This is a genomic window from Streptomyces sp. NPDC059852 (assembly GCF_042731455.1).
Taxonomy (GTDB): Bacteria; Actinomycetota; Actinomycetes; order Streptomycetales; family Streptomycetaceae; genus Streptomyces.
On record NZ_JBHWJK010000009.1, the window covers coordinates 241,188 to 267,505 of the forward strand.

At 71.9% G+C, this 26,318-nt stretch carries 24 protein-coding genes and 1 tRNA gene; 9 read left to right on the forward strand and 16 right to left on the reverse strand.

The features are described 5' to 3' along the window. Positions 1–63 precede the first annotated feature (63 nt). Positions 64–588 (reverse strand): DUF309 domain-containing protein, encoded by a 525-nt coding sequence (locus ACFV46_RS14975; RefSeq protein ID WP_385498467.1) that lies wholly within the window; start codon positions 586–588, stop codon positions 64–66. A 115-nt stretch (positions 589–703) separates the two neighbouring features. On the opposite strand from ACFV46_RS14975, the gene ACFV46_RS14980 reads away from it, so the two are divergent. The 3 genes from ACFV46_RS14980 to ACFV46_RS14990 all read left to right on the forward strand — a co-directional run bounded on the left by ACFV46_RS14980 (position 704) and on the right by ACFV46_RS14990 (position 2,972). Continuing rightward, positions 704–777: transfer RNA gene (locus ACFV46_RS14980), tRNA-Pro, on the forward strand. 147 nt (positions 778–924) lie between these two features. After that, positions 925–2,238 (forward strand): MFS transporter, encoded by a 1,314-nt coding sequence (locus tag ACFV46_RS14985; protein WP_361925227.1) that lies wholly within the window; start codon positions 925–927, stop codon positions 2,236–2,238. A 71-nt stretch (positions 2,239–2,309) separates the two neighbouring features. Continuing rightward, positions 2,310–2,972 (forward strand): NUDIX domain-containing protein, encoded by a 663-nt coding sequence (locus ACFV46_RS14990; RefSeq protein WP_361925229.1) that lies wholly within the window; start codon positions 2,310–2,312, stop codon positions 2,970–2,972. A gap of 27 nt (positions 2,973–2,999) precedes the next feature. Here ACFV46_RS14990 and ACFV46_RS14995 read toward each other — a convergent pair whose 3' ends face one another. From ACFV46_RS14995 to ACFV46_RS15030, 8 genes are all read right to left on the reverse strand, one after another. Next, complete coding sequence (locus tag ACFV46_RS14995; protein WP_385498468.1) at positions 3,000–4,367, reverse strand: xylan 1,4-beta-xylosidase; 1,368 nt, start codon at positions 4,365–4,367, stop codon at positions 3,000–3,002. A 20-nt stretch (positions 4,368–4,387) separates the two neighbouring features. Further along, a complete protein-coding gene (locus ACFV46_RS15000; protein WP_361925233.1) occupies positions 4,388–5,194 on the reverse strand; it encodes a polysaccharide deacetylase family protein in 807 nt (268 codons plus the stop codon). After that, complete coding sequence (locus ACFV46_RS15005) at positions 5,191–6,321, reverse strand: GNAT family N-acetyltransferase (RefSeq protein WP_361925235.1); 1,131 nt, start codon at positions 6,319–6,321, stop codon at positions 5,191–5,193. The genes ACFV46_RS15000 and ACFV46_RS15005 overlap by 4 nt, the downstream gene beginning before the upstream one ends. Positions 6,322–6,332: 11 nt before the next feature. Next, complete coding sequence (locus tag ACFV46_RS15010) at positions 6,333–7,397, reverse strand: glycosyltransferase family 2 protein (protein WP_361925237.1); 1,065 nt, start codon at positions 7,395–7,397, stop codon at positions 6,333–6,335. A gap of 1 nt (position 7,398) precedes the next feature. After that, the gene (locus ACFV46_RS15015) at positions 7,399–8,835 is read right to left on the reverse strand and encodes a lipopolysaccharide biosynthesis protein (RefSeq protein ID WP_385498471.1); all 1,437 of its coding nucleotides are present in this window, start codon (positions 8,833–8,835) and stop codon (positions 7,399–7,401) included. Positions 8,836–8,849: 14 nt separating this feature from the next. Further along, positions 8,850–9,263: a hypothetical protein gene (locus ACFV46_RS15020; protein ID WP_385498472.1), complete on the reverse strand. Its 414-nt coding sequence runs from the start codon at positions 9,261–9,263 to the stop codon at positions 8,850–8,852. Then, complete coding sequence (locus tag ACFV46_RS15025; RefSeq protein ID WP_385498473.1) at positions 9,260–10,954, reverse strand: glycosyltransferase; 1,695 nt, start codon at positions 10,952–10,954, stop codon at positions 9,260–9,262. Before ACFV46_RS15025 ends, ACFV46_RS15020 begins: the two co-directional genes overlap by 4 nt. A gap of 207 nt (positions 10,955–11,161) precedes the next feature. Then, a complete protein-coding gene (locus tag ACFV46_RS15030; protein WP_385498474.1) occupies positions 11,162–12,019 on the reverse strand; it encodes a glycosyltransferase family 2 protein in 858 nt (285 codons plus the stop codon). 217 nt (positions 12,020–12,236) lie between these two features. Between ACFV46_RS15030 and ACFV46_RS15035 the strand changes: the two genes are divergently transcribed. Further along, the gene (locus tag ACFV46_RS15035; RefSeq protein WP_385498476.1) at positions 12,237–13,040 is read left to right on the forward strand and encodes a DUF427 domain-containing protein; all 804 of its coding nucleotides are present in this window, start codon (positions 12,237–12,239) and stop codon (positions 13,038–13,040) included. Here the strand turns inward: ACFV46_RS15035 and ACFV46_RS15040 are convergent. The 6 genes from ACFV46_RS15040 to iolC form a co-directional block, all read right to left on the reverse strand. Continuing rightward, positions 13,030–13,815 (reverse strand): GntR family transcriptional regulator, encoded by a 786-nt coding sequence (locus tag ACFV46_RS15040; protein WP_361925249.1) that lies wholly within the window; start codon positions 13,813–13,815, stop codon positions 13,030–13,032. The genes ACFV46_RS15035 and ACFV46_RS15040 overlap by 11 nt on opposite strands. Positions 13,816–13,837: 22 nt before the next feature. Beyond that, positions 13,838–15,331, reverse strand: coding sequence for a CoA-acylating methylmalonate-semialdehyde dehydrogenase (locus ACFV46_RS15045; RefSeq protein ID WP_361925251.1), 1,494 nt, complete (start codon positions 15,329–15,331; stop codon positions 13,838–13,840). 48 nt (positions 15,332–15,379) lie between these two features. Next, complete coding sequence (iolD, locus tag ACFV46_RS15050) at positions 15,380–17,254, reverse strand: 3D-(3,5/4)-trihydroxycyclohexane-1,2-dione acylhydrolase (decyclizing) (protein WP_385498478.1); 1,875 nt, start codon at positions 17,252–17,254, stop codon at positions 15,380–15,382. 8 nt (positions 17,255–17,262) lie between these two features. After that, positions 17,263–18,150 (reverse strand): 5-deoxy-glucuronate isomerase, encoded by an 888-nt coding sequence (gene iolB / locus ACFV46_RS15055; protein WP_385498491.1) that lies wholly within the window; start codon positions 18,148–18,150, stop codon positions 17,263–17,265. A gap of 64 nt (positions 18,151–18,214) precedes the next feature. Then, the gene (locus ACFV46_RS15060; protein ID WP_376728764.1) at positions 18,215–19,093 is read right to left on the reverse strand and encodes a deoxyribose-phosphate aldolase; all 879 of its coding nucleotides are present in this window, start codon (positions 19,091–19,093) and stop codon (positions 18,215–18,217) included. Between the two features lie 34 nt (positions 19,094–19,127). Continuing rightward, positions 19,128–20,087 carry a 5-dehydro-2-deoxygluconokinase gene (gene iolC, locus ACFV46_RS15065; RefSeq protein ID WP_385498479.1) on the reverse strand — a complete coding sequence of 320 codons (960 nt, stop codon included), beginning with the start codon at positions 20,085–20,087 and terminating at the stop codon, positions 19,128–19,130. 296 nt (positions 20,088–20,383) lie between these two features. Here iolC and ACFV46_RS15070 point away from each other — a divergent pair, with 296 nt between their 5' ends. From ACFV46_RS15070 to ACFV46_RS15090, 5 genes are read left to right on the forward strand one after another with little or no spacing between them, the layout of a single operon-like run. Next, the gene (locus ACFV46_RS15070; RefSeq protein WP_361925259.1) at positions 20,384–21,400 is read left to right on the forward strand and encodes a sugar ABC transporter substrate-binding protein; all 1,017 of its coding nucleotides are present in this window, start codon (positions 20,384–20,386) and stop codon (positions 21,398–21,400) included. After that, positions 21,400–22,479 (forward strand): ABC transporter permease, encoded by a 1,080-nt coding sequence (locus ACFV46_RS15075; protein WP_361925261.1) that lies wholly within the window; start codon positions 21,400–21,402, stop codon positions 22,477–22,479. The genes ACFV46_RS15070 and ACFV46_RS15075 overlap by 1 nt, the downstream gene beginning before the upstream one ends. Before the next feature lie 5 nt (positions 22,480–22,484). Next, on the forward strand, positions 22,485–23,393 hold the full coding sequence (locus ACFV46_RS15080; protein ID WP_385498480.1) for an ATP-binding cassette domain-containing protein: 909 nt from the start codon (positions 22,485–22,487) through the stop codon (positions 23,391–23,393). Between the two features lies 1 nt (position 23,394). Next, positions 23,395–24,297: a sugar phosphate isomerase/epimerase gene (locus tag ACFV46_RS15085; protein ID WP_361925265.1), complete on the forward strand. Its 903-nt coding sequence runs from the start codon at positions 23,395–23,397 to the stop codon at positions 24,295–24,297. 24 nt (positions 24,298–24,321) lie between these two features. Next, a complete protein-coding gene (locus ACFV46_RS15090) occupies positions 24,322–25,383 on the forward strand; it encodes a Gfo/Idh/MocA family protein (RefSeq protein WP_385498482.1) in 1,062 nt (353 codons plus the stop codon). On the opposite strand, the gene ACFV46_RS15095 is transcribed toward ACFV46_RS15090, so the two are convergent. After that, positions 25,360–26,318 (reverse strand): Gfo/Idh/MocA family protein (locus ACFV46_RS15095; RefSeq protein ID WP_385498484.1); only part of this gene is annotated, 959 nt, incomplete at its 5' end. The two genes, ACFV46_RS15090 and ACFV46_RS15095, sit on opposite strands and share 24 nt — an antisense overlap.

Sequence of the window (26,318 nt, forward strand, 5' to 3'; positions counted from 1 at the left end):
ACACCGCGTCCGGCCGCCCGGCACACCGCTTTCTGCAGCCCGGTACCGCGTCCGCCCCGCCCTCTACGCCGCTCCCCGCAGCCTCGGCGCCCGCTCCCGCGCGTCCACGGGCCGGCCGCCGCGCTCCACGTCGTCCGCGAGTTCCCGCGCCCACGCCGCCAGGGCCGCCGGGTCCATCCCGTACGGCCGCTCCACCCCGGCCCGTGCCACCCACTCCTGCACGGCACCGGCCCCGCGCCGCAGCAGCCGCGCCCCGCCGGTCACGTTCCCGCGGGCCGCGTGCGTGAGCCCCACCGCGAGCTGCGCCAGCCCCCGCCACAGGGCCCGCTCGTCCTCGGGACCCGACTTCCAGGCGTCCTCGAACACCTCGTGCGCGTGGAACGGCTTGCCCGCGTCCAGCAGCCCCTGCGCCTCGGCGACCGTCTCCGCCGGCGTGCGCACGACCCCCTCGGGCTGCCGGGCGACCCCGTCCGCGCCGTACGGCAGCGGCCGTCCCAGCCCGTCCCGGGGCCGTGCGTTGCGTGCCCGGCCCTCGGCGTCCCGATCCCGCGCCGCGGCCTGTCCTCGTTCCGGCGATGTGCTGCCCATGCCCCCGATTGTCCCCCCCCCCGCCCCTCCGACACGGACGCCCGCTTCGGCCCGGGGGACGGAGTGGGGTAAAGTGCTGTCCGCCCGAGCGCGCGGTGTTCCGCGCGGCAGGCACCGGGACGTGGCGCAGCTTGGTAGCGCACTTGACTGGGGGTCAAGGGGTCGCAGGTTCAAATCCTGTCGTCCCGACTCGCGAGAGTCGCAGACAGAGGCCGGTTTCGGAGTCGTCCGGAACCGGCCTTGATCATTCCTGGACCATTCCCGGACCACTTCTCGATCATTCCTGGGGGACACCGTGTCCGGGCAGCCGGAGCAGGCGCCGGAGCGCCGCCGATCATGATCTCGAGACTTCTCGCCGTGCTGCCCGACCTCGCGCCCTGGCGCTCCTCCCGGGACTTCCGCCTGCTGTGGGTGCAGGGCCTGGTCACCTACCTCGGCAGCGTGATGGCGCTGATCGCCCTGCCCCTGCAGATCAAGGAGCTGACCGGCTCACCGCTCGCGGTCGGCGCGATGGGCGCCGTCGAACTCGTGCCTCTGGTCGTGTTCGGCCTGTACGGCGGCGCGCTCGCGGACGCCGTGGACCGCCGCAAGGTCATCGTGCTGACCGAGGCCGGGCTGGGCGTGCTGGCCCTCGTGCTGCTGGCCAACGCGCTGCTGCCGCACCCCATGCTCTGGCCGCTGTACCTGGTCGCCGCCGGAGTGGCGGCACTCGCCGGACTCCAGCGCCCCGCGCTCGACTCACTGCTGGCCAGGATCGTCCCGCACGACCAGCTCGCCGCCGCGGCCGCGCTGAACGCCCTGCGCTGGCAGGCCGGCGCGATCGCCGGACCCGCCCTGGCCGGCCTGGTGGTGGCGTACGCGGGCAACGTCCCGGCGTACACCACGACGGCCGGCTGCTTCCTGGTCTCCGTGCTGATGTGCCGTCTGCTCACGCCGGTGCCGCCGGCCGAGCACGCGGCACGGCCGTCGCTGCGCGGCATCGCCGAAGGGGCGCGGTACGCCTGGTCCCGGCCGGTGCTGCTCGGCACGTACACGGTGGACCTGGCCGCGATGGTGTTCGCCTTCCCCAACACGATCTTCCCCTTCCTCGCCGACGAGCTCGACGCCGAGTGGGCGCTGGGCCTGATGTACTCGGCGGGTGCCGTCGGGTCGCTGCTGCTCAGCCTGACCAGCGGCTGGGTCTCCCGCAGCTCCCGGCACGGCCTGCTCGTGGTCTTCGGCGCCGCCGGCTGGGGAGTGGCCATGGCGGCGGCCGGCTGGACGTCCAACGTCTGGCTGGTCCTGGTGTGCCTGGCCCTCGCGGGAGCGGGCGACATGCTCAGCGGCCTCGGCCGCTCGACCATCTGGAACCAGACCATCCCCGACCGGCTGCGCGGTCGGCTCGCCGGGATCGAGGTCCTCTCGTACAGCGTCGGCCCCCAGCTGGGCCAGGTGCGCGCGGGCGCGATGGCCGGCTGGACCGGCGCGCGCCCGGCGATCTGGAGCGGCGGACTCGCCTGCGTCGCCGCCGTGGGTCTGCTCGCCGCGGCCCTGCCGGCCCTGGTCCGCTACGACGCCCGGACCGACCCGGACGCCCGCCGCCGGGCCGCCGGGACGACCGAGACCGCCGGCACCGAGCCGGGCCAGGAGGGCGCGGACGTCGTCGGGTGACCCGCGCGGGCGCGGCCGGGATGGTGGAATCGCCCCATGACCAACTCGCTCAGCCACCCGGCCGGTGCCCGATGACCGCCGGCATCGACACCCCCGACCGCCGCGGCCGCACCGGGCTCGACCAGGCCGGCCGGGACCTCACCGGCAACCCCCGGGTCCGGGTCCGCGACGTGCAGCTGCTGTCCAGCCACTGGTACGTCGAGCGGACCACCACCTTCGACTTCCGGCACGCCGACGGCACCTGGACCACCCAGCAGCGCGAGACCCACGACCGGGGCAACGGGGCCACCATGCTGCTGTACGACACCGCGCGCGAGACCGTCCTGCTCACCCGCCAGTTCCGCTTCCCCGTCTACGTCAACGGGCACCCCGACGGCATGCTGGTCGAGACCCCGGGCGGACTGCTCGACGAGGACGACGAGCACCCGGAGATCGCCGTGCGCCGCGAGGTCGTCGAGGAGACCGGGCACACCATCGGCGCCGTCCAGCACGTCTTCGACGTCTACATGAGCCCCGGCTCGGTCACCGAACGCGTCAGCTTCTACGCCGCCGAGTACGGCCCGTCGACCCGCACCCACGAGGGCGGGGGCCTGGAGGAGGAGGGCGAGGACATCGAGATCGTCGAACTGCCCTTCCGCCGGGCCCTGGAGATGATCCGGACCGGGGAGATCGCCGACGCCAAGACGATCATGCTGCTGCAATGGGCGGCGCTGGAGGGGCCGTTCGCGAAGTGACCGGTCCTCTCGTCGGGCGGCCGCGTCTCAGCGGCCCGGCGCATCCGGCCGCCGGAGGGCACCGTCCCCTGTGCGGTCGTCGAGCCAGCGCACTTGATAGCTGTCCAGCGTGACGGTCCTCCCGGCGACCGTCACCTCGACGGGCCTGTCCAGAGTGTTCACGACCAGGACCGTGATGTCCGTGGCGAGCGAGCGCACGGCGTGCGCGTCCTCGCCGGTCACCCGTACGGGCCGGTGCTCGGTGCCGGGCGGGAACGTGATGTCGAAGTGCCGGATGAGGGCCATGATCGGCAGTGTCTCCGGGGTGCCCGGCCCGGCCGCGGTGCTGTTCCAGAGACAGGCGGCACAGCGCCCGTCGCGCCGCTGCGGGTTCCAGAAGAACGCCGTCTCGGCACCGCCGGCCGCGATGGCCATCAGCGCGGCCGCCTCGACGGCGAGACGATGCTTCGCGGTCCAGCGTCCGCGCCGGCCGTCCTGCGCGCCTGGCTCCACGTAGTACTCGGCCCACCACAGAGGCAAGGATGTGCGCTGCCGGAGCCACCGGCCCACCTCGGTGAACTTGTCGGTGGCCCGGAACTCGTCGGGCAGTGCCGGACCGCCACGGGGGAAGCTGGAGCCGTCGACGACGACGAAGTCGGCTCCCACCTTGTGCACGTTCCAGTACTCGAAGGCATCGAGAACGCGCCGGTCGACGCTGCCCCATGGGCCGGCGAGCGAGGAAGCGTACCGGGTGTCACCGGACGCGAAGCTGTCCATGTCCAGGTAGGGCCCGCCGACCAGAATCTTCTCGTCGACCTTCTTCAGAGCGCGATGGACCCGGTTGTAGAGCTCCGTGTATGCGACGTGGTCCCAGCGCTGTCTGCGGTCGTCGAAGAAGCCCTTGAACTCGTTCCAGACGATGTAGTGACGCACGTCCGGGTAACGCTCGGCCACCTTCGCGGCGAGGGCGGCGAAGTCGTCGTAGTGGCCGGGGTCGGGTGCGGTCTCGAGTGCCCGGCGGGACCAGTCCGTGCGGCCGGGGGAGCCTCCCTTCATCCAGTCCGGCGCACAGCACAGTGTGATGACGGGCGTGCCGCCGGTCTTCCGGATGAGGGCGATCCGCTCGTCCAGCGACGCGAAGTCGTAGTGACCGGGGGACGGCTCCGGGTTGTCGGCGCCCCAGCCCATGAGGTGCTGGTTCTGCGGCAGGGACCGCGCGGACAACGCCTTTACGGCCGTGCTCACGGTGGACGGGTCCCCGTCGGCGGCGCTGTACTGCGTGTGGGTGATCCCCCAGCCCAGCGATGCCTCGGCGGTCGCTCCCCGGCCGCCGGACCGGCCGCCGCACAGGGACACGACGAGGGCCAGGACGAGGGTCATCGACAGGACGGCGCCGACGCGCCATCCCGCGGCCACCGGCCTCCTCGCCCGCTGACTCACTCCCGCGCACCCGCCCCCGCCGTCCGCCGGACGAGCCGCCGGGTTCCGCGCACCACTGCGTATCCCTTCGTGAGGGTCCGCTCCACGGCGAAGGTCCGGGCGACGGCCCGTCCCTCCACCAGACGGGTGAACTCCTCGAGGCCGGTGCCCCACCCCACGGTCATGCGCCGCAGCGCGAAAGGCCCCTGACCCGGATCGGCCAGCGCGTTGCCCACCGCCAGCGACTGGGTGAAGCCGGCCCCGCGCACGGCCCGCCGCACCCGGCGGTCGGAATAGCCGTACGGATAGGCGAAGGACGTGGGAGAGGAGCCGATCCGGTGCGAGATGATCTCTCTACAGCGCTCCACCTCGTACGACAACCGGTCGTCCGGGAGCTGGTCCAGCTGTGGATGGGTGTGGCTGTGACCACCGATCTCCAGGCCCGCCGCGGCGAGTTCGCCGACCTCGTCCCAGTCGAGCATGGTGTCCAGGGCGGCCTCGTGGATCTCGTGCGGACCCCGCAGCCAGCCGGTGGTGACGAAGACTCCGGCGGGGAATCCATGACGGCGGAGCACCGGAAGGGCATGCCGGTGCACCCCGTGGTAACCGTCGTCGAAGGTGATGAGGACCGGCCGGCGGGGCAGCGCCGGACCGCCACGCCAGGCCTGCGCCAGGCGGGCCGGGGTCACAGGGGTGAAGGCGCGCTCCGCCAGGACGTCCATCTGGCCGGCGAACGCCGCCGGTGTGACGGAGAGCGCGCGGATCGCGGCCGCCGGCGCGTCCGCGACCGCGTGATACATCAGGATCGGAACAGAGCCGGTCATCGGGAGCTCCTCGTCACGGTGGCAGGCCATGTGCGGGCCTTGCCCGCGGTTCTCAGGAGCCGGTCGGCCGGTTGCCGCAGCGCCGGCCGGGCCACGACCGTGTTGCGCAGCGCCCGCGCGGGCGCACGGCGCGCCCGGTGGGCGACGGCGACCGGATGGCGCCGGGTGGCCCAGCCCTCGGACACATGGACTTCCTGTGTCTTGAGGACCTCTTTGTGGTCCCGCTGGCCGCGGCCCAGGTCCAGGTGGGCGAGACCGTCCTCGGCCGCCCCGCGCGCCATGCGCAGATGCAGGACGATGCCGGGGGAGTACTTCGCGAAAGCGGGGTCGTAGGCAGTGAACCAGCAGGAGAGCACATGGGGTGAGCGCAGCCCGAAGTGGGCCGCGGCCGGGCGGTCGCCGACGTACAGGACGGACAGGAGGCCAGCGAACGACTCGGTGCGGGTGCGCGACAACCGGTCGACCAGTTCGGAGATCCACGGGTGCGCGAAGCGGTCACTGCGCCCGGTCCTGCGATACTGCGCGGACTTCCACTCCTTGAGTGTCCGAAGCATCGCCGGATCGCGTTCATCGTGCACATACCGCACGACCTCTCCGGCGGCCCGGCCCAGTTTGCGTTCCAGGGCGAGCCGTACGCGGGTCCCGCGCCCCGACCGCGCGCGCAGTCGCGCGACGTACGCGTCCCAGCCGTCCGACACGTCCATCACCGGCGAGGGGTACGTCTCGGTGACGGACCGCTCGAACGTCTGCTGTCCCTCCGCGAGATGATCGAACTCCCAGATGGCGAGACCACAGCCTTTCAACAACTCCCGGGCGTCACACCGGAACCCCGGCACGTGCACGACCCCCTGGCAGTCCGACAGACCGAGGCCGACGGCGCGGCCGACGCCCGAAAGGGTGCGCTGGTAGGGGAAGTACGCGACGGGCTGTGCCGCGGGGCCGTCCTCGCGTACCACGGCGACGCGTACGTCGCGCCTGCACCGGCCGACGGCCATGGTGAACTCGGGTGCGAGGAAGGGATTCGCCAACTGGGGGTGGCCGTCCGCGAACCCCTTGGACTGCATCGTCGTCCAGGCGGCGTGGTCGTCGGCGGTGAGGTCCTCGGGCCGGTACACAGTGATGTCCATGACTGCTGCCTTCAGGTCGCGGGTTGGCCGGCTCGGGGCCGGTCCTCTGAGCGTGCGAGCGGGGAGTCCGCCTGCGTCGCGGCGGGTGCGTCCACCACCCAGGACGGGGCGTCGCGGTGGTGGGCACGGACGACGCCGACGGCGTATCCCAGGGCCGCGCTCGCCACTCCGGTCACGATCGCCCCCGCCCGGCCGGCACCGCCGCGTCGACCCCGAAGGACGTCGCGCACCCCTCGGGCCACGCCGGCCGGCAGGACGCGGGTGGTGTAGCGGCGCTCCGACTCCAGCCCTTTGCCCATCCCCACATGCCGGGTGACCAGTGCCTTCGACAGGCCCTCGGCGTACGTGCGACGACGGAAGTAGACGAAACGCTCACGGGCCACAGGGACCTTGTGGTGGATGACGGCACGGTCGTCGAGGAGGAGCACGGCCTCGGGCACGGTCTGCGTCAGGCGGATGCACAGCTCGGTCTCCTCGCAGCCGAGGGGGCGCTTGTCCCCGTCGCGTCCGATGCCGATGGCGAAGCCGCCGACCGCGTCGAAGACCGACCGGCGGAACGTGGCGTTGCCGCCCAGCACGTTGCGGACCGGCGCCCGCCCCTTCGGAAGCCCCGTGTAGGCGCACCCCACGACCCAGTCGAACTCGGTGGGGAACCAGTCCGGACGCCGGCCCGACTCCCACGCCGGGACCGTACGGCCCCCCACCGCCATCACGCGCGGGTCGACGTATGCGGAGGCCATGTGCCGCAGCCAGTCCCGGTCCGCCACGGCGTCGTCGTCGAGGAAGGCGACGACCGACCCGCCGGCCGCGGCGATGCCGGTGTTGCGCCCCGCGGACAGCCCTTGAGGGCCCGTGTTGGCGAGGACACGGACCACCGGTTCGCCAGGGCGGGGACGGCTGGCCCCGTCGTACGCGGCGCGCAGCCGCTCCAGCAGCGCGGGGTTGTGGTCGACGACCAGCAGGGTCTCCAGAGCGGGCCGTGACTGGTGCCGCACCGACTCCACGGCGGCGAGGATGTCCTGCCACCGCTCCTCGGTGTACACGCAGATGATCACGGAGATGTCGGTACCGGACACGTCATTTCTCCTTGCTTCTGCTTGCTGGGCCCGTCTCGGTGGCCGCCGGCCGGGACCGCACGGGAGTGGACGGGGACGGCGTGTCGTCCGGCTGCCGGGGCAGCCAACGGGACCGCCGGATCACGAGGTACACGGCCAGCAGGGACAGCGCGGCCAGCCAGGCGACACCGCCACCGGCCAGACCCAGGCGAGGCAGCAGGATCGCCGAGAGGCCCAGGACGAGGACGCACAGGGCCAGCTGCAGACCGACGACGGCCCGCATGTGCCGGCGCATACGGGCTACGTCGACGGCCAGGCTGAAGACGAGATTAGGAAGCGCGGAGAGGGCCAGCAGGCGCAGCAGTACGGTGCCGTGCTCGGCGTACTCGGGTCCGAAGCAACCGAGCAGGACCGGCGCGGCGACGATCATCAGCACGGCGCCCGCGGCCATCAGCAGCGCCGAGTGACGCAGCACCCGCATCGTGTGCCGGGCCAGCCGTGCCGGGTCGTGCGCGGCCTCGACGATCAGGGAGCTCCCCATGTTCGTCGCCAGGAGGTAGGGCACGTAACCGACGATCCAGGCGAGGGAGTAATAGGCGTTCTGCTCCGGACCCAGCGTGTTCAGCACCAGCAGGGGCACCAGGCTGTAGGAGGCCATGCGGAACAGCGATCCGACGTAGTCGGCGGTGGCGTACCCCACGAGGCGGGGCGGGCGTGCCGCCCGCGGAGCCTCCCGTTCGTGCCGGGGCACGGCACGGCGGAGCAGGAAGGAATTGGCCACGAGGAGCGCCACGATCAGAGCGCCGGCCCAGGAGATGAGGATGCCCGCGAAGAGCGTCAGTGCTGCGGCCCCGGCCAGGAGGACGATCTTCACCACGGCGAAGATGACGTTCTCGGTGGCCACCCAGCCGGGATGCCGTACGCCCGTCAGGGCACCGTCCTGCAGGGCGAAGATGGCGTAGGCCGCGGTGTAGGCCACGAAGAACAGGCCGGTCAGCGGGGACAACAGGAAGTCGAGGCCGGGAGTCACGACGGGCACCAGCAGGAGGAACCCCACGGACACCAGCACGCTGCAGGTGACGCTGGCGACGTAGCACGTCAGGATCAGGCGCCGGGTGTGGCGCCCGGCGGACGGGATGAACCGCACCAGGAAGTCGGACAGATTGAGCTGGCCCACGGTGGACAGCAGCGTGGCGGCAGAGACGGTGGCGTAGTTGAGGCCGACGGTCGTGTCGTCGAACCACCGGGTGGCGAGCACCCAGAACACCGCGCCCAGGACGGCGTTGACCAGAGAGCTCATGGCGAGCAGGTGACCGTTGCGCAGCAGAGGCTCGCGCGGCAGCACGGTGGCACATCGGGTGCGGAAGCCGGTGAGGAAGGGGCGCACCGTCGGTTCGGCCACCGTCGGCGCCTCGTCCTCGGCCACCTGACGGCGTCCGCCGAAAGCCTGGGTCGCCATGATGTCTCCGTGCTTCACCGATCGAGACCGGCCGGTGGACGCCGGTGCGCGGACGGATGCCGTGCTGCGGAGGTCCAGCGCTCCGGCAGCCGCGGATCGGGGACCAGCACCATGGCGGAGGTGAGCGCCGCCAAGACGAGCAGCGCCCGCACAGGGCTGAACAGGCCGACGAGGAACAGTGCCTCGGCGACGAGGGCCGACAGGGAGACGCTGACCGCCCCGGCGAGAACGACCTGTGCCAGGACTGCCGTTCGTCCGTCCTCGCGGCGCGGACCGTGACCGGTGCCCCGCAAGGTGGCTGCCAGCCCGGGACAGACGAGAAGGAAGGCCACCGTGGTACCCACTCGCAGCGGAGAGGCCTCGGGCAGCGCGGTCGCGACGAGGGCCACCCATCCGGACAGTGCCACGCACCAGCGCAACCGGGTCATCGGGGACTCCCTTGTGACGGCGGATCGAATCGGTACACGACCGCGTCGGCGTCGCGGAACACCGCGGTGAAGCCGGGCGCCTTCGCCAGGGCGCTCTCCAGCCGCTGCGTGAAGCCCGGGGGCATGGCGCCGTTCAGCCGTACATCCGCGTTCTGCGCGCGGGACAGCAGGATGTACGCGGGCTTGTTCCCCGCTCGCCCCAGCAGCGGTTCGAGCCCGGCCACCGGATCCCTGGCCATGAGCCGCTTCGCCGCCAGGCTCTCTCCGGTGATCTCGGCACGCTCGTGCTGGTCGTAGTGCATCTCCAGCCCCGGTGCCGCGAACGTCACGGAGATGATCAACGAGCCGGGCGGGGTCCGGGTCGTGATGTAACGGGTGGCCGCGACCTCACCGGGGGAGAAGCGGTTCATGGCCTCCTTGCTGTAGTAGCCGAAGGCGAGACCTCCCAGCATGGCCAGCAGCACCACGCACACCAGCGGAGCCCGGAACGAGGGACGGCGGAGAGCGGGGATCAGCAGGGCCGCGATGAGGAAGGCGGCGGCCGGCAGGGCGAACATGTAGGCGCGGAACACCATTTCGCCGCCGTAAGCGTTGACCAGCGCGATCGGGAGGGGCGAGAGCGCGAGCAACGGCATGGGGGTGCGTCGGGCCCGGCGGAGCGCGACGCAGGCCACGGCGGCCAGCAGGAAGACGCCTCCGGAGAGCCCACGGTCGATCCAGGAGACCATGACCTGGCTGGGAGCGGCGTCGGCGAGCCGGTTCAGACCGGACCAGACGTTCGCCTCCGGGCGGGTGACGGCTCTCACGAAGTCGCCGAGGTTCTCGGTCACGTACGGCCTCGCCACCGTCGCGTACCAGGCCAGGTCGAGGGCGACGGCGGCTGCCAGCGCCGGCCGTACCACCCGCCGGTTGGCGCGGGGGAGCGAGAGCAGTGCGAGAGCACTGATCAGCATCAGCGGGGTCAGCTGATGGGAGGTGATGATCGCCGCCTCGAGCAGGAGCAGCAGCGCGAACAGTCCCGGCGGCCAAGTCCCGGAGGTCCGTCGCCCGTGCTTCGGTGCTCGTGATGTGGGCAGGCGACGCAGGATCAGCGCCAGCACGGCCGTGTACAGCAGGAACGTGAAGGCCTGGGGGGCGAAGTAGTCCTGTCCGACCCAGGAGCAGGAGTAGTAGATCCAGACCGCTCCCCAGATCAGCCTCCGGTCGGAGGTGAGCGACCGGTAGATGAGCAGGAGCGGGCCGAGCGTCAGCACGTTGACGAGCACCTGCGACCACAGTGCGTAGGGCAGGGCCGACCCGAGTCCCGAGGTCCTCAGGAGCAGCGCGTTGAACTGGAAGAAGCCGGGCCACTGGTTGTAGATGCCGAGCCCCGCCGCGTCCGGCACCTCGCCGTTGTGCCGCACCATCGCGTCGATGACGGCGACGTGTTTCCACGCCCATGCGTAGCGCAGCTCCGAGTAGAGCAGAGGCGGTGTGGCGTGGATGATCGCGATCAGGAGCAGCGTGTAGGCGGCGTAGCAGCCGTGCGGGGTGCGCCGGTCACCCGCCGCGACGCAGAAGCCCACGACCAGGAGGGCGAGGGCTGCCCAGAACGGGGAGGGAAATACCTGCAGCAGACCCAGGTCTCCCATTCCGTCGAGGCGGACGTCTGCGAGCGCCACCAGCCACAGGGCGAGGGCGGCGGGCAGCACGGCGACCGCCGTGAGGGCACCGGGGCCCGCCCGCCTCCATCCGGAACGCCGGGCCGCCGACGGCGGCGGAGGCGGGGTACGAGTGGCCCGGCGGGCTCCGGCGGCGTCAGGCGGAACGGTGTCCTTGTGCCCTACGGGGGCCGTCGTCCGGAGAGCTGTGAAGCGCTGACGTGTGGTCACCACGGGCTCCGAGGGGCTCGGTGACGGTCAGGGTGCCGTGCTCGGCGGGAAACCGCGTGGCACGGGCGCCGAACGGGCGCTCGGCCGCTCGGAGAGCAGGGTGCGCAACACCCTTCGTCCGTCCGACACCGCGTGCAGGTTGGAGCGGCCGCTGCGGCGCGGCAGCTCCAGACTGGGGACCTCTGCGATCCGCAGCCCCGAGCACAGGGCGTGCGCGATCATCTCCGTCTCGATCTCGAACCCGGTGCTGTGCAGGTCGAGATCCTCGAGGAAGCTGCGGCGGAAGGCGCAGAACCCGTAGCACAGGTCCGTGAGGGAGGCGCCGTACAGATGGTTCACCGCGGTGAGCAGCGCCTGGTTGCCCCAGCGCCGGATCCGGGTGATGTCGAGCGATCCACCGCCGGCGATGAAGCGCGAGCCTTTGACGAAGTCGTAGCCGTGGTCGAGGAAATGCAAAAAGTGCGGGATCTCGCCGGGCAGCATGCTGCCATCGGCATCGATCATGACGATGTAGTCACCGGACGCGGCGAGGAAACCGGTCCGCAGGGCGTTGCCCTTGCCCGGGCCACTCTGATCGACGTGGCGGACGGCGGGGAGACAGTGCCGGGCCATGTGCACCGTCGCGTCGTGGGAGTCGCCGTCGACGAGTATGACCTCGTCCACGCAGTCCGGGATCTGCTCGAAGACCCACGGGATGTTGCGCGCCTCGTTGCGTGCGGGGACGACCAGGCTGACAGTGGCCCTCGGCGGGGGGCGGTCGTCCGCACGGCGCAGGGGATGGGCCGGACGGTCGGTGGTACGCCGGGCCGGAGTGCCCGTGGGCGCGCCGTTGTGGGCAGCAGGGGCCGTGGCGTCGGGTTCGGTGAGACGAGAGGTGTGGTTCATGGTGCCGGTGCTCCGAGACTCGATCCGGCGGTGATGCGAGGGGCGCGGGCGACGCGGTCGCCGTGGAGGAACGCGCCGAACGGCTTACGTTTACGACGTATACGTACATACTCCGCACAAGTCACGTGCCGGGTCAAACGCAGCGACGAGGTTTTGGGCGACTGCTGACCGGCCACGGCGGAGGTACGCTCCGGACAGAGCCGAAGGAGAGTGGGTCATGCCCCTGTTCCCGACCGAGCGGTCCGTGCGGACGACCCCCGAAGGCATCCTCTGGGAGCCCAGCGAGCGCTGGGTCCGCGGCCGCAGGGGCGACGTCACCGTCGTCGACAGCCGGCACCCTCTCCTCGTCTGGGAGCCGGCGCTCCCGGTGCCCTGCTACGCCTTTCCCCGTGAGGAGGTCCGCATGGACCTCCTGCGCCCGGCGAGGAACCCGACGCCGGGCAGACATACCGGATCGCAGGTCTTCTACGACCTCGACGCCGGTGATGGGTCTGTCGAGAACGCGGCGTGGACCTTTCCCGCCGACGACCTGGCCGCGCATGTCGCGTTCGAGTGGTTCCTGCGCGAGCGGAGCGGGCTGGACCACTGGTACGAGGAGGACGAGGAGATCTTCGTCCACCCGCGCGACCCGCACAAACGGGTGGACGCCATGCCCAGCAGCCGCCATGTACGGGTGGAGATCGACGGCACGGTCGTCGCGGACACATCTGCCCCGGTCCTGCTCTTCGAGACCGGGCTCCCGACGCGCTACTACCTGCCCCGCGAGGACGTCCGCCTTGATCTCTTCGAGCCCACCGATCGCAGCACCCGCTGTCCGTACAAGGGCATCGCCGGGTACTGGACCTGGCGTGCCGAAGGCGATGTGCCGGGGAACGTCGTGTGGAGCTACGCCGAGCCGCTGGCGGCGGTCGCCCCCATCAAGGGGCTCCTGGCCTTCTACAACGAGGCCGTGGACATCACGGTGGACGGCCGGCGGCTGCCGCGGCCGGTCACACCCTTCACCGCGGGTCTCAGGCCCTGACCATCAACTGAAAATCGAACGCATACCGCGACGCCCGATAGATGTGCGTCCCGTACTCCACCGCCCGCCCCGTGTCGTCGTACGCCGTGCGCTGCATCGTCAGCAGGGCCGCGCCCTCGCCTTCGTCGAGGCGGGCGGCCTCCTCGGGCGTGGCGCGGCGGGCGCCGACCGTCTGGTGGGCGCTGTGCAGGGTGATGCCGACCGCCCGCATCATCCGGTACAGGCCGGTCGTCTCCAGTCGGGCCGTGTCCAGGTCGAGCAGGTCCGCCGGAAGGTGGTTGCACAGGATCGCCACCGGCTGCCCGTGCGTGCTGCGCAGCCGCTCCAGGACCGTGACCTCGGCGCCCTCGGCGAGGCCGAGCGCGGCGGCCACGTCGGCCGGGGCCGGGACGCGCTCGTTGCGGACCACCCGGGTCGTCGGGCCCTGCCCGGCCGCCTCCAGGTCGTCGTAGAGGCTGCTCAGCTCCAGGGGGCGTTTCACCTGGCTGTGCACCACCTGTGTGCCCACCCCGCGCCGCCGGATCAGCAGCCCCTTGTCGACCAGCGACTGGATGGCCTGCCGGACGGTGGGCCGGGACAGGCCCAGCCGCACCGACAGGTCGACCTCGTTGCCCAGCAGGTCGCCCGGGGCGAGCGCGCCGCGGGTGATCGCCGTCTCCAGCTGCTGCGCGAGCTGGTGGTACAGCGGCACCGGACTGCCCCGGTCCAGGGCGAAGTGCACCGGGTCCAGCGCGGAGACGGATCCGGTACGGGCGGCGCCGCGGGTCCTCGCCATCGGACGAACCTCCCTGTCCGGGTCAGGAGTTGCTGGGGAAACCGAGGTTGATGCCGCCGTCGGACGGGTCCGGCCAGCGCGTGGTGATCACCTTTCCCTGGGTGTAGAAGGCGATCCCGTCGTTGCCGTAGACGTGGTGGTCCCCGAAGAGGCTGTCCTTCCAGCCGCCGAAGGAGTGGTAGCCGACCGGCACCGGGATCGGCACGTTGACGCCGACCATGCCCGCCTTCACCTCGAGCTGGAAGCGGCGGGCGGCGCCGCCGTCCCGGGTGAAGATCGCGGTGCCGTTGCCCCAGCGGGAGTCGTTGATCAGCTTCAGGGCCTCCTCGTACGTCTCCGCACGCACCACGCACAGCACCGGGCCGAAGATCTCGTCCCGGTACGCGTCCGCCGTGAGCGGCACCCGGTCCAGCAGCGAGACACCGAGGAAGAAGCCGTCCTCGTGCCCCTCGACCGTGAGGTCCGTGCCGTCGACCACGACCTCGGCGCCCTGCGCGGCGGCGCCCGCCACGTACGACGCCACCTTGTCGCGGTGCTCCCGGGTGATCAGCGGGCCCATCTCGGACGCCGGGTCGTCACCCGGGCCGACGCGCAGGTTCCGTGCCCGCTCGGCGATCCTGCCGACCAGGTCGTCGCCGATGCCGCCGACCGCGACGACCACCGACACCGCCATGCAGCGCTCGCCCGCCGAGCCGTACGCCGCGTTGATCGCCTGGTCGGCCGCCAGGTCCAGATCGGCGTCGGGCAGCACCAGCATGTGGTTCTTGGCGCCGCCGAGCGCCTGCACGCGCTTGCCGTGCTCGACGGCCTTCAGCTGGATGTACTTCGCGATCGGCGTCGAGCCCACGAACGACACCGCCTCCACGTCGGGGTGCTCCAGGAGCCGGTCCACGGCCACCTTGTCGCCCTGCACGACGTTCAGCACCCCCTCCGGCAGCCCCGCCTCGGAGGCCAGTTCCGCCAGCAGCAGGGACGCCGACGGGTCCTTCTCGCTGGGCTTCAGCACGAAGGTGTTGCCGCACGCGATGGCCAGCGGGAACATCCACATCGGCACCATCGCCGGGAAGTTGAACGGCGTGATGCCGGCGACCACGCCCAGCGGCTGCCGGATCGACGCCACGTCCACCCGGGTCGACACCTGCGTGGACAGCTCGCCCTTCAGCTGCACGGAGATCCCGCAGGCCAGCTCCACGATCTCCAGTCCGCGCGCGACCTCGCCGAGGGCGTCGGAGTGCACCTTGCCGTGCTCGGCGGTGATCAGCCGGGCCAGCTCGTCGCGGTGCGCGTCCAGCAGCTCGCGGTACTTGAAGAGGATCGCGGTGCGCCGGGCCAGCGACGACTGCCCCCAGCTCTCGAACGCCGCCTTCGCCGAGGCGACCGCGGCGTCCACCTCCTCCACGGTCGCGAAGCCGGCCTGCTTCACCTGGGCGCCGGTGGCCGGGTCGTACACGGGGCCGTAGCGGCCGGACGTGCTCTCGACGGGCTTGCCGTCGATCCAGTGGGTCAGGGTCTTCATGGGGATGCGGGGCCTTTCGAGGGGCAGGGGGGTGCGGGGGAGGAGGGCTCAGAGGTGCTGGCGGCGGGCGGTGACCTGCCGGTCGTAGCGTTCGCGGGCCTCGACGGCGGCCTCGCGGCCGGCGACCTCGGCGACGGGGACGTCCCACCACGCCTCGGCGCCCGGCGCCGTCGACCGCGCGGTGTCCGTCTCGACGTACACGCAGGTCGGCCGGTCCGAGGCGCGGGCCGCGGCCAGCGCCTCGCGCAGCTCGCCCACGGTCTTGGCGCGCAGCACCTCCATGCCGAGGCTGGCCGCGTTCGCGGCGAGGTCCACGGGCAGCGGGGCGCCGGTGAAGCTCCCGTCGGCGGCCCGGTAGCGGTAGGCGGTGCCGAACCGCTCGCCGCCGGTCTCGGCGGACAGACCGCCGATGGAGGCGTAGCCGTGGTTCTGGATCAGGACGACGTTGACCGGCAGGCCCTCCTGCACGGCGGTCACGATCTCCGTCGGCATCATCAGATACGTGCCGTCGCCGACCAGCGCCCACACCGGGGTGCCCGGCGCGGCCTGCTGGACGCCAATCGCGGCCGGGATCTCGTAGCCCATGCAGGAGTAGCCGTACTCCAGGTGGTACTGGCGCGGAGAGCGCGCCCGCCACAGCTTGTGCAGGTCGCCGGGGAGCGAACCGGCCGCGTTGATCACCACGTCGTCGTCGCCGACGACCGCGTCCAGCGCGCCCAGCACCTGGGTCTGCGTCGGGACGGCCGTGTCGTCGGCGCGGTAGGCGGCCTCGACCACCGCGTCCCAGCGCTCCCGGCCGGCCCGGTACTCGGCCTCGTACGCGGCGTCCACCCGGTGCCCGGACAGCGCCTCGGTGAGGGCGGTGAGCCCGGACCGCGCGTCGCACACGAGCGTCCGCGCGGACAGCTTGTGCGCGTCGAAGCCGGTGATGTTGACGTTCAGGAAGCGCACGTCCGGGTGCTGGAAGAGCGTGCCGGACGCCGTCGTGAAGTCGGTGTACCGGGTGCCGACGCCGATCACCAGGTCCGCGGTGCGGGCCAGGTCGTCGCTGACCGCGGTGCCGGTGTGCCCGATGGCTCCGAGGTCGGCCGGGTGGTCGAAGCGCAGCGAGCCCTTGCCCGCCTGTGTGGACGCCACCGGGATCCCGGTCGCCTCGACGAACGCCCGGAGCGCGTCCTCGGCCTCGCTGTGGTGCACGCCGCCGCCCGCGACGAGCAGCGGGCGCCGCGCGGAGCGGATCGCCTCGACGGCCGCCGTCAGTTCGGCCGGGTCCGGCGCGGGACGCCGTACGGGCCAGACGCGCTCGGCGAAGAACTCCTCCGGCCAGTCGTACGCCTCCGCCTGCACGTCCTGGGGGAGGGCCAGTGTCACCGCGCCGGTCTCGGCGGGGTCGGCGAGGACCCGCATCGCGTGCAGCGCGGACGGGATCAGCGCCTCGGGGCGGGTGATCCGGTCGAAGTACCGGGAGACCGGGCGCAGCGTGTCGTTGACGGACACGTCCGCCTCCGTCGGGTGCTCCAGTTGCTGGAGCAGCGGGTCCGGGGCGTGCGAGGCGAAGTAGTCGCCGGGCAGCAGCAGGACCGGCAGGCGGTTGATGGTGGCGAGGGCCGCGCCGGTGACCAGGTTGGTGGCGCCGGGGCCGATCGACGTCGTCACCGCCTGCGCGGAGAGCCGGTTGAGCTGGCGGGCGTGGCCGACGGCCGCGTGCACCATGGACTGCTCGTTGCGGCCCTGGTGGAACGGCATGGCCTCCTCGCCCGCCTCCAGCAGCGCCTGGCCCACGCCGGCCACGTTGCCGTGCCCGAAGATGCCCCAGGTGCCGGCGATCAGCCGGTGCCGGGCGCCGTCGCGCTCGGTGTACTGCACGGACAGGAACCGCACCAGCGCCTGGGCGACGGTCAGACGGACGGTGGATGAGCTCATCGGTGACCTCACGGGGACGGGGCGGTGTAGAGGGGCAGACGGGGATCGACGGGCTGGTCCGGCCAGGTGCCGCGGATCCAGGCGTGGTCGGGGTGGTCGCAGATCAGCCAGGCGCGCTCGTCCTCCGGGCCCGCCATGACGTTGAGGTAGTACATGTGGTGGCCGGGCACCGCCATGGACGGCCCGTGCCAGCCGTCGGGGATGAGGACGACGTCGCCGTCGCGCACCTCCGCGAGGACGTCGGTGCCGCGGCCGTGGCCGGACGGCGAGACACGCTGGTAGCCGAGGCCGGGTGTGCCCTCGTGGCCCGCGAACTCGAAGTAGTAGATCTCCTCGAGGACCGACTCCTCGCCAGGCCGGTGCTCGTCGTGCTTGTGCGGCGGGAACGACGACCAGTTGCCGCCCGGCGTGATCACCTCGACGGCGATGAGCTTGTCGCACTCGAAGACCCCGGCCGCCCCGAAGTTGTTCACCTGTCGGGAGGAGTTGCCCGTGCCGCGCAGCTCCACCGGCACCGAGGAGGCCGGTCCGTAGCGGGCCGGCAGCCGCCGGGTGCAGCGCGCCCCGGTCAGCGCGAACCGCCCGCCGCCCGGCGAGGTGACGGCCGCCCGGGCGTCGCGCGGGACGTAGGCGAAGTCGGTGACGGCGCTGAACACGTCGTCGCGGCCGGTGAGCGTGAAGGTGTCGTGGCTGAAGTCGTCGGTGGCCGTCACCGTACAGCCGCCGGCCAGCGGCAGCACGATCCACTCGCTGTCGCCGGTCTCGAAGGTGTGCGTGCCGCCGGGCGCCAGCTCCAGCACCCGCAGGCTGGAGTACCCCCAGCGGGCCGTCTTTGGGGTGACGTCCACGACGTACGGGCCGCCGGGCGCCTTCCCCGCCGGGAGGTGGTACGTCATCGCGTCATCGAGCGTCACAGTCGTTCCTCCGCGTCACAGTCGTTCCTCCGCGTCGCAGTGCGTGTCACAACAGGCCGACGGCCGTGTCCACCGCCGTCTCCACAGTGCCCTCGGCCGGGTAGAGCAGCGAGCGGCCGACGACCATCCCTTGCACCGTCGGCAGCCGCAGCGCCTTGCGCCAGCGCTCGTACGCCCCCTCCTGGTCCCCGCCGACCTCGCCGCCCAGCAGCACCACGGGCAGCGTCGAGGTCTCCAGGACCTCGGCCATACGGTCGGCATCGTCGGTGACCGGCAGCTTCAGCCAGGTGTAGGCGGAGGTGCCGCCGAGGCCGGAGGCGATGGCGATCGAGCGGGTGACGGCCTCGGCGGACAGGTCGTTGCGCACCTTGCCGTCGACGCGCCGGGAGACGAAGGGCTCGACGAACAGCGGCAGCCGGCGCGCGGCCATGGCGTCGACGGCGCGGGCCGAGGACTCCAGGGTGGTCAGGGAGCCGGGGTCGCAGAGGTCGATGCGGACCAGCAGCTTGCCCGCGTCGAACCGCATGCGCTCGATGTCCTCGGCGCGGTGCCCGGTGAAGCGGTCGTCCATCTCGAAGGAGGCGCCGGCGAGGCCGCCCCGGTTCATGGAGCCCATGACGACCTTGCCGTCGAGGACGCCGAGCAGCAGCAGGTCCTCCAGGATGTCCGCGGTGGCCAGCACCCCGTCGACGCCGGGCCGGGACAGCGCGATGCAGAGACGTTCCAGCAGTTCGGCCCGGTTGGCCATGGCGAGGCGCCGGTCGCCCACGCCGAGGGCGCCGCGGGCCGGGTGGTCGGCGGCGACGATCATCAGGCGCCCGCTCGCGCCGATCAGCGGGCGGCGCACCCGCCGGGCGGCGGCCTCCGCGATCGCCTCGGGGTGCCGGGCTCTGACCGCGGTGAGGTCGGGGATGGAGAGACTCAACGAAAGCTCCGTTCAGGGGTGGCTCGGCGGGCGTTCACGACGCCCGGGCGAGGAGGTCCGCGACCTCGGACCCGGTGGGCATGGCGGAGGAGCAGGCGAGGCGGGAGGCGACGAGGGCGCCCGCGGCGTTGGCGTGCCGCATGACCGTCTCCAGGTCCCAGCCGGACAGCAGCCCGTGGACCAGGGAGCCGCCGAAGGCGTCGCCCGCCCCCAGCCCGTTGGCGACCTCGACCGGCACCGGCGGCACCTCGGCCCGGGTGCCGTCGCGGTGGACGGCCAGCACGCCCTTGGGGCCCTGCTTGACGACCGCCAGCTCCACGCCGGCCGCGAGCAGCGCCCGCGCGCACGCCTCGGGCTCGCGGACACCGGTGGCGACCTCGCACTCGTCGAGGTTGCCGACGGCCACCGTGGCATGCCGCAGGGCCTCGGCGTAGTACGGGCGGGCCTGGTCGGGGTCGCGCCAGAACATGGGGCGCCAGTCGAGGTCGAAGACCGTGACGCCGGACCGGGCGCGGTGGGCGAGCGCGGCCAGCGTCGCCGTACGGCTCGGCTCCTCGCTCAGGCCGGTGCCGGTGATCCAGAAGACCCGGGCCGCGGCGATCGCGTCGAGGTCCAGCTCGCCGGTGCGGATCTCCAGGTCGGGTGCCTTGGGCTGCCGGTAGAAGTACAGCGGGAAGTCGTCGGGCGGGAAGATCTCGCAGAACGTCACAGGGGTCGGGTGGGCGGCGACCGGGGTCACCCAGCGGTCGTCCACGCCGAAGTCCTTCAGCGCCTCGTGCAGGTACGCGCCGAACGGGTCGGCGCCGGTGCGCGTGATCACGGCGGTGTCGCGGCCGAGCCGGGCGGCGGCGACGGCGACGTTGGCGGCCGAGCCTCCGAGGAACTTGCCGAATGTCTCCACCCGCTCCAGAGGGAGGCCGGACTGCAGGGGGTAGAGGTCGACTCCTATTCTTCCCATCGTGATCAAGTCGAAGGGCTTGGCTGTCTCGGCCATGCGTGACGCTCCTAGAGCTGGACAGGGGGTGCGGGTCCCGAGGGGCCTGCCGCCTCCCAGGTGTAGGACGCGGAGACCGACGCTGTCAATAGTTTGTACTTACATTCGGACCTGAGCGTGAAATGATGTCTTAACAAAGTATTGACAGCGGGCGCATCTAGGGATTTGATCCCGTCCCAGCGCAACCGTCGTGTTCCACGGCACACTGCCCGGCCCAGGGAAGGCCCGGACCGTGTAACCCGGTGATCACCCTTTCCCCCCGTCGCACACCCGTCGCACAGTGAGGTGCTGGAAAGATGGACCGCTCTTACCCCCGCTCGCGCAAGCTGGCCTCCGTCGTGGCCGTGGCCGCGGCGGCCGCGCTCACCCTCGCAGGCTGCTCCAGCAGCTCCGGCGGCAAGGACGCCGAGGAGGGCGGGGCGAACGCCTCTGCGGGCAAGGCCGACACGCCCCGTATGACGGTCGCCCTGGTGACGCACCAGTCGCCCGGCGACACCTTCTGGGACATCGTCCGCAAGGGCGCCGAGGCGGCCGCCGCCAAGGACAACGTCAAGCTGATCTACTCCGCCGATCCCAACGCCGGCAGCCAGGCCAACCTGGTGCAGAACGCGATCGACCAGAAGGTCGACGGCATCGCGATCACCCTGGCCAAGCCGGACGCCCTCAAGGACGTCGTGGCCAAGGCCAAGGCGCAGAACATCCCCGTCGTCGGCCTGAACTCCGGCGTCAGCGAGTGGCAGAAGCTCGGCCTGACGGAGTTCTTCGGGCAGGACGAGACGGTGGCCGGCGAGGCCCTTGGCAAGCGGCTGAACGAGTCCGGCGCCAAGAAGGCAGTCTGTGTCATCCAGGAGCAGGGCAACATCGGCCTCACGCAGCGCTGCGACGGTGTGAAGAAGACGTTCGAGGGCGACCTGGAGACCCTGAACGTCAATGGCACGGACATGCCGAGCGTGAAGTCCACGATCACCGCCAAACTGAAGACGGACAGCGACATCGACTACGTCGTCGCCCTCGGCGCCCCGTTCGCGCTGACGTCGGTGCAGTCGGTGTCCGAGGCCGGCAGCAAGGCGAAGGTCGCCACCTTCGACCTCAACAAGGACCTGACCAAGTCGATCAGCAAGGGCGACATCGAGTTCGCGGTCGACCAGCAGCCTTACCTCCAGGGGTACCTGGCGATCGACTCCCTGTGGCTGTACAAGAACAACGGCAACTACATGGGCGGCGGCGAGGCCCCGGTGCTGACCGGCCCGGCGTTCGTCGACAAGTCGAACGTCGAGACCATCGACGCGTTCGCCGCGAAGGGCACCCGGTGATGAGCATGACCCGACAGGCTGAGCCGGCGGTGACCACACCGCCGGCCCCCGGCCCGGGCAAGGAGACCGACGGGCGGACCGCCCGGCGCCCGCTGGCGCTGCGTCTGCTGGCCCGGCCCGAGGTGGGCGTCTTCCTCGGCGCCGTCGCGGTGCTGGTCTTCTTCCTCGTCACGGCACCCGCCGTGCGCGACGGCAGCTCGATGGCGAACATCCTGTACCAGTCGTCGACCATCGGGATCATGGCGCTGCCCGTGGCCCTGCTGATGATCGGCGGCGAGTTCGACCTCTCGGCCGGCGTCGCCGTGATCACCTCCGCCCTGACCGCCAGCATGGTCAGCTACCAGCTGACGCTGAACGTCTGGGTCGGTGTGATCGTCGCCCTCGTCGTCTCGCTCGGGGTCGGCCTGTTCAACGGCTGGATGCTGGTCAAGACCGGGCTGCCGAGCTTCCTGGTCACCCTGGGCACCTTCCTGATCCTCCAGGGCGTCAACCTCGCCGTGACCAAGCTGGTCACCGGGAACGTCGCCACGGACGACATCAGCGACATGGACGGCTTCGACCAGGCCAAGGCGCTCTTCGCTTCCTCCTTCGAGGTCGGCGGCGTCAACGTGAAGATCACCGTCATCTGGTGGCTGGTCTTCGCGGCCCTCGCCACCTGGGTGCTGCTGCGCACCAGGTACGGCAACTGGATCTTCGCCGTCGGCGGCAACAAGGACAGCGCGCGGGCCGTCGGCGTCCCCGTGACCTTCACCAAGATCTCGCTGTTCATGCTGGTCGGCTTCGGCGCCTGGTTCGTCGGCATGCACCAGCTGTTCTCGTTCAACACCGTGCAGTCCGGCGAGGGCGTCGGCCAGGAGCTCATCTACATCGCGGCGGCGGTCATCGGCGGCTGCCTGCTCACCGGCGGAGCCGGCTCGGCCATCGGCCCCGTCTTCGGCGCCTTCATGTTCGGCATGGTCCAGCAGGGCATCGTCTACGCCGGCTGGAACCCCGACTGGTTCAAGGCGTTCCTCGGCGTGATGCTCCTCGGCGCCGTCCTCATCAACCAGTGGGTCCAGCGCACGGCGACCAGGAGGTGACCGACATGACCACCGAAGGAACCGGCACCCGGGGTGCCGAGGTGAAGGACCAGGCCCCCGAGGGGGACGCCCCGCTCGTCGAACTGCGCGGCGCGGGCAAGTCCTACGGCAACATCCGCGCCCTGCACGGCGTCGACCTGAAGGTCTTCCCCCGCCAGGTCACCTGCGTCCTCGGCGACAACGGCGCCGGCAAGTCCACCCTCATCAAGATCATCTCGGGGCTGCACCAGCACACCGAGGGCGAGTTCCTCGTCGACGGCACCCCCGTGCGCTTCTCCACCCCGCGCGAGGCCCTCGACAAGGGCATCGCCACCGTCTACCAGGACCTCGCCGTCGTCCCGCTGATGCCGGTCTGGCGCAACTTCTTCCTCGGCTCCGAGATGACCAAGGGCCCCTGGCCCCTGCGCCGCCTCGACATCCAGCGGATGAAGAAGACCGCCGACGTGGAACTGCGCAACATGGGCATCGTCCTGGACGACCTGGAGCAGCCCATCGGCACGCTCTCCGGCGGCCAGCGCCAGTGCGTGGCCATCGCCCGCGCCGTCTACTTCGGCGCCCGCGTCCTCATCCTGGACGAGCCCACCGCCGCCCTCGGCGTCAAGCAGTCCGGTGTGGTGCTGAAGTACATCGCCGCCGCCCGCGACCGCGGCCTCGGCGTCATCTTCATCACCCACAACCCGCACCACGCCTATATGGTCGGCGACCACTTCAGCGTCCTGCGCCTGGGCACCATGGAGCTCAACGCCTCCCGGGACGAGGTGAGCCTCGAGGAGCTCACCAACCACATGGCCGGCGGCACCGAACTCGCCGCGCTCAAGCACGAGCTGTCCCAGGTCCGCGGCGTCGACGTGGAGGAGCTCCCCGAAGCCGACGCCCTCACCGCACCCGTGGCCTCCTCGGAAGGGAAGTCCTGACATGCCCGCAGAGCTGGACCGTATCCGGGTGGGCTCGGCCCCCGACTCCTGGGGCGTCTGGTTCCCCGACGACCCGGCCCAGGTGCCCTGGGACCGCTTCCTCGACGAGGTCGCCGAGGCCGGCTACGACTGGATCGAGCTGGGCCCGTACGGCTACCTGCCCACCGACCCGGCCCGGCTGACCGACGAGATCACCCGGCGCGGCCTCAAGGTCTCCGCGGGCACGATCTTCACCGGCCTGCACCGGGGCCCCGCCGTCTGGGACGCCACCTGGGAGCACGTCAGCGAGGTCGCCTCGCTCACCCAGGCCATGGGCGCCAAGCACCTCGTCGTCATCCCGTCCTTCTGGCGCGACGACAAGACCGCCGAGATCCTGGAGCCCTCCGAGCTCACCGCCGAGCAGTGGGGGCACCTCACCCAGGGCATGGAGCGGCTCGGCCGCGAGGTGCGCGAGCGGTTCGGGCTGGACATCGTCGTGCACCCGCACGCCGACACCCACATCGACACCGAGGCCCACGTCGAGCGCTTCCTCGACTCGACCGACTCCGACCTGGTCAACCTGTGCCTGGACACCGGGCACTACGCCTACTGCGGCGGCGACAGCGTCAAGCTGATCGAGACCTACGGCGAGCGCATCGGCTATCTGCACCTCAAGCAGGTGGACCCGGAGATCCTCGCGGACGTCGTGAAGAACGAGATCCCGTTCGGTCCCGCCGTGGCCCGCGGCGTGATGTGCGAGCCCCCGGCCGGCGTGCCCGAGCTCGGCCCGGTCCTGGAGGCCGCGCAGAAGCTGGACGTCGACCTGTTCGCGATCGTCGAGCAGGACATGTACCCCTGCGAGCCGGACAAGCCCCTGCCCATCGCGGTCCGCACCCGCAGGTTCCTCAGGTCCTGCGGCGCCTGACGCCCCGAGAGGACGCCGAACGCCATGCCCCACCGTCCGGACGACCTGGGCGTCGCCGTCATCGGCACCGGGAGGATGGGCGCCGACCATGTGCGCCGCGTCCAGGAGACCGTCAGCGGGGCCCGCGTGAGCGCCGTGGTGGACGTCGACCGGGAACGCGCCGAGGCCGTCGCGTCCCGGGCCGGCGGCTGCGCCGTGCACACCGACCCGGCCGCCGCGATGGCCTCGCCCGACGTCGACGCCGTGATCGTCGCCTCACCCGGACCCGCTCACGAGGCGGCCCTCATGGCGGCGTTCGACCACGGTCTGCCGGTGCTCTGCGAGAAGCCGCTCACCCCGGACCCGGCCGCCGCGCTGCGGGTCGTCGAGGCCGAGTGCGCGCTCGGCCGGCGCCGGGTCCAGGTCGGCTTCATGCGGCGCTACGACCGCGAGTACCGGGAGCTGAAGGCCCTGCTGGAGACGGGCCGGCTGGGCCGCCCGCTGCTGCTGCACAACCGGCACCGCAACGTGGCGAGTCCGCCCGGCTGGACGTCCGCGATGCTCGTCGAGGACTCCGTGGCGCACGAGATGGACGTGACCCGCTGGCTCCTCGGCCACGAGATCACGTCCGTCACCGTGCTCACCCCGGCCCCGTCCGGTGACGCGCCGGACGGCCTGCGCGACCCGCAGTTCGTCGTCTTCGAGACGGACGGCGGGGCCGTCGTCGACGTCGAGATCTTCGTCAACTGCGGCTTCGGCTACCAGGTGCAGGCCGAGGTCGTCTGCGAACGCGGCACCGCCCGCGTCGGCGACGCCCACGCCCTGGTCACCCAGACCGCCGGCCACTGGGGCGGCACCGTCGCCCAGGACTACCTGGAACGCTTCGCCGACGCCTACGACCGTGAGGTCCAGGCATGGGTCGACGCCACCCGCCGCGACGAGGTCACCGGCCCCAGCGCCTGGGACGGCTACGCCGTGGCCGCGGTGTCGGCGGCGGGCGTACGGGCCCTCGAGAAGGGCGGCCGGGTACCGGTGCACCTCGCGGAGCGGCCCGCGCTGTACGCCCAGGGTCTCTCGTGTGGATCAGACCCGGCGAGCCCGGCCTGATCCGAAGGAGAGACCCTGGCCGAGGGTGGTCCGGGGGCGGGGCGGCAGGCCCGCCGCGCGGTAGCAGGCGTCGACCAGGGTCATCGTCTCCACGGCGTCGTCCGCGTCCAGCGGCAGCGGCGCTCCGTGCCTCAAGCGCGCGGCCAGGGCCTCCAGCTGGTAGGTGTACGACGAGCGGGTGCCGAGGTGTTCCGTGCGCCCGCCGGCGGGCGTGCGGACCACGACCCGGTCGTCCTGGTGCGGCAGCACGAAGTTCGGGGCGAACGCCTCACCCCGGGAACCGACGATCCGGCAGCTCATCTCGAGCGTGCCGTACGCCATGTGGCAGCGGGCCGAGGCATGTGCCCCGCCGGGGAACCGAAGCTCCGCGTCGAGCCATTCGTCGACGCCGGGCGCCCCGGCGCGCTCGCCGGCCCGTGCCGACACCGGGCGGGGCGCGCCGCCCGCCCAGGGGGCGAGCGTCCGCGCCGCGTGCAGGCCGTAGCAGCCGAGGTCCATCAGGGCGCCGCCCGCGAGCGACAGCGACCAGCGGGGGTCGGTGTCGTCCGGGGCCGGGATCGCGACCAGGGTCTCCACCCGCCGCAGCTCGCCGAGTTCCCCGGAGGCGAGCAGCTCGTGCAGCCGCCGGGTGACCGGGTGGAACAGGTAGTGGAACGCCTCCATGAAGACCGTGCCGGAGGCCGCCGCGGCCCGGCGCACCTCGGCCGCCTCCTCCGCGTTGCTCGCCGACGGCTTCTCCGTCAGGACGTGCTTGCCCGCCGCGAGCGCGGCCAGGTTCCACGGGCCGTGCAGCCCGTTGGCGAGCGGGTTGTAGACGACCTCGACCTCCGGATCGGCCAGCAGATCGGCGTACGAGCCGGCCACGCGCTCGACGCCGTGGGCGGCGGCGAACGCCTCGGCGCGGGACCGGTCGCGGGCGGCCACCGCCACGAGGC